Source organism: Nocardioides sp., assembly GCF_024509035.1.
Taxonomy (GTDB): Bacteria; Actinomycetota; Actinomycetes; order Propionibacteriales; family Nocardioidaceae; genus Nocardioides.
In genome coordinates this window covers 1-2,779 of sequence record NZ_JANINT010000269.1, presented here as the reverse complement: position 1 = coordinate 2,779, position 2,779 = coordinate 1, and the positions used below count along the sequence as shown (strand labels likewise).

Below are 2,779 nucleotides of genomic sequence, written 5' to 3'. Positions count from 1 at the left end.
TCGGCCAGTCCGGGGTCAACCGGATGATGGTCTACCTGCCGCGCGACGACGTCACGGAGACGCGGCTGAGCGAGCTCGTCGCCTGGGGCGAGAGCCGTCGGCTCAGAGCGGGGTGACGGCCACGACCGCGCCGGGCGCGATCGCGCCGTACACGTGCGGGAACGTGACGCCCGCGCCCGGGGCCGGCTCCTCCTCGACCACGGGGTTGTCGAGGAGGCCGGTGTCGATCTCGAGCAGCACGAGCGGCTCGGTGACGTCGGCGTAGAACGCCTCCCGCACGCCCTCCCACTGGTCGGCCCGGCTGGCGTGGATGAAGCCCTCCTCGGCGAGGGTGCGCCCGCGCGTCGAGGTCGTGTAGGCGCCCGTCTCCTGGGCGGCGGTCCAGTCGGCGAGCGTCGCGATATGGAAGATCCTCACGCGCTCATCGTGGCAGCCGCCCGACCTGGTCGGCGTACCACCGGATACCGGTGAGGTGGTCGGCGATCTCGCGCAACGACCAGTTCTCACCGCGGGGGAGATCCCACGAGGACTCGCCGGCTGCGGCCAGCCGCAGGGAGAACGTGCGGCCCAGCCGGCGCAGCCGCTGGCGGGCCTCGTCGAGGTCGAGCTCGGTGAACCGAGCCCAGTCCGACTCGAGGGTGACCAGGCTCGCGTGCCAGTGATCCGGCTCGGTCGGGACGCCGGCGAGGAGCGCCTCGACCTCGGCCAGGTGGTCGACGAGATGGTCACCGATGCGCCGAACGGCCTTGTGTGGGGTGTAGATCCGCTCGCCGTCCTCGCTGAGGGCTGGGCGGCCGCCCCAGACCAGCCAGGTGGCGGCGACCTCCAGGCAGTGCTCGACGGCGGACTCGACCTGTGCTCCGGGGCTCTCCATGGCCGTGACGGTAGGGGCGTCACGCTTCGGCCGCGGCCGCACCGTGCGCGTCGTAGTCTCGCCGGATGCACGACACCGACCTCGCCTCCGTGGGCGCCCTGATCGGCGATCCGAGCCGCGCGCGGATGCTCGACAGCCTCATGGGTGGACGGGCGTTGGCGGCCGGGGAGCTGGCGAGGGTGGCCGGGGTCGGTCCGTCGACCGCGAGCGAGCACCTGGGCCGGCTGCTCGCCGGTGGGCTGGTGGAGGTGGTCGCCCAAGGGCGGCACCGCTACTACCGCATCGCCGGCCCCGCCGTGGGTGAGGCGCTCGAGGCGCTCTCGCACGTCGCACCGCCCCAGCCCGTGCGGACCCTGCGCCAGGCGGGTCACGCCCGCTCGCTGGCCTTCGCCCGCACCTGCTACGACCACCTCGCAGGACGGTGTGGGGTCCTCCTCCACGACGCGCTGCTCGCCCAGCGGTGGCTCTCCGAGGCGTACGACGTCACGCCGGCCGGCTCGGCCGCGCTGGCCGCGTGGGGGGTCGACGTCGAGGCCGCGCGCGGGCGGCGGCGGTCGTTCGCCCGGCCGTGCCTGGACTGGACCGAACGTCGCCCGCACCTCGCCGGGGCGCTCGCCGCGGACGTCGGCGCAGCGCTGATCGACCGCGGGTGGTTCGTGCGCAGAGCCGCGGACTCCCGTTCGCTCCGGCTCACCGAGACCGGCCGGGCCGGTCTGCGCGACCTGGGCTGCGACCTCAGCCCGGCTTGACCCAGACCGAGACGTGCTTGGCGCTCTCGGCCGTGAACGGTCTGCGGTCCCAGTCGCCCCAGCGGTGCTCCAGACGCAAGCCGGCGATGCGCGCCATCAGGTCCAGCTCGGCCGGCCAGGCGTAGCGGAACGGGATCGAGCGGCGCCGGAAGGTCTCGCCGTCCTCGGAGGAGTAGTGGTGGGACCAGGTGCGCTGGGTCGCCACGTCGTACTCGTCGATGCCCACGTGAGCGCCGGTGTGCCCGAAGACGGCGAAGCGCTCGCCGGCCGGTAGGCGGCGTACGCCGGGGACCAGCGTCTCGACGAGGAACAGCCCGCCGGGCTCGAGGTGGGCCGCTGCGGTCTCGAACACGGCGACCTGCCCGTCCTGGGTGGTGACGTTGCCGATCGTGTTGAAGACCAGGTAGGCCAGCCCGAACCGGCCCTCGACCCGGGTCTCGGTCATGTCGCCGATCGCGACCGCGATGCGCTCGCTCCCGGGCTTGGTGCGCAGCTGGTCCACCATCGCCTCGGACAGCTCGATCCCGTGCACCCGGACGCCGCGCTCGCTCAGCGGCAGCGCGACCCGCCCGGTGCCGATCGCCAGCTCGAGCGCGGGCCGTCCGTCGGCGAGGTCGGCCAGCAGGTCCACCGTCGGCCCGAGGACCGCGGGGGAGAACATCGGGTCGTCGAGGTCGTCGTACCGCTCGGCCACGTCGCGGTCGAAGTAGTTGGTCGTCACAGGTCCATCGTGGTCGGCCGGCCCCCACCGGGCCACCGAGTTGGTCGTGCGCGAGCCGGCCCTCGGTCATGTGCCTCCCGCTGGCCGAGCTCGTCGAGCCCCCGCAACCTGCGCAGGGCGGTGGAGGTACGTCGGGCTGCGGGCTGCTTCGGGCTGCGGTCTTCGGCAGCAAAGCGGGAGCGGTCCGCCGTGGCATCGGCCTCTTCCCGGCTTGCGGACCGCCGCCCCAGGGAACGTGAATCTGCGTGTTGACTTTCCGAGCACACGTTTGATAGACTGCCGCCACGACTTCATCTCGGGAGTGGCGATGACCGCACAAGCTCACCCATCACATCGGGTCACGCGCGCCGTCAACCAGATCCACGCCCTCCTCGACGACATCTCCGACGTCTCCATGTGGTCGATGGGCACCGACGAGACCGCCCACACCCTCAC

Annotated in this window: 4 protein-coding genes; 1 reads left to right on the top strand and 3 read right to left on the bottom strand. The window is 72.9% G+C overall.

Features of this window, described 5'->3' with window-relative positions:
• Positions 1-102 precede the first annotated feature (102 nt).
• Both Q0L15_RS18245 and Q0L15_RS18240 read right to left on the bottom strand, forming a co-directional pair.
• Entirely contained in the window at positions 103-417 is a 315-nt protein-coding gene (locus Q0L15_RS18245; RefSeq protein WP_296605872.1) for a DUF952 domain-containing protein, read from the bottom strand.
• 4 nt (positions 418-421) lie between these two features.
• On the bottom strand, positions 422-874 hold the full coding sequence (locus Q0L15_RS18240) for a hypothetical protein (RefSeq protein WP_296605871.1): 453 nt from the start codon (positions 872-874) through the stop codon (positions 422-424).
• A gap of 65 nt (positions 875-939) precedes the next feature.
• Between Q0L15_RS18240 and Q0L15_RS18235 the strand changes: the two genes are divergently transcribed.
• Positions 940-1,623 (top strand): helix-turn-helix transcriptional regulator, encoded by a 684-nt coding sequence (locus Q0L15_RS18235; protein WP_296605870.1) that lies wholly within the window; start codon positions 940-942, stop codon positions 1,621-1,623.
• Here the strand turns inward: Q0L15_RS18235 and Q0L15_RS18230 are convergent.
• Positions 1,610-2,344, bottom strand: a complete 735-nt coding sequence (locus Q0L15_RS18230) for a class I SAM-dependent methyltransferase (RefSeq protein ID WP_296605869.1) — start codon at positions 2,342-2,344, stop codon at positions 1,610-1,612. The genes Q0L15_RS18235 and Q0L15_RS18230 overlap by 14 nt on opposite strands.
• Between the last annotated feature and the right edge of the window lie 435 nt (positions 2,345-2,779).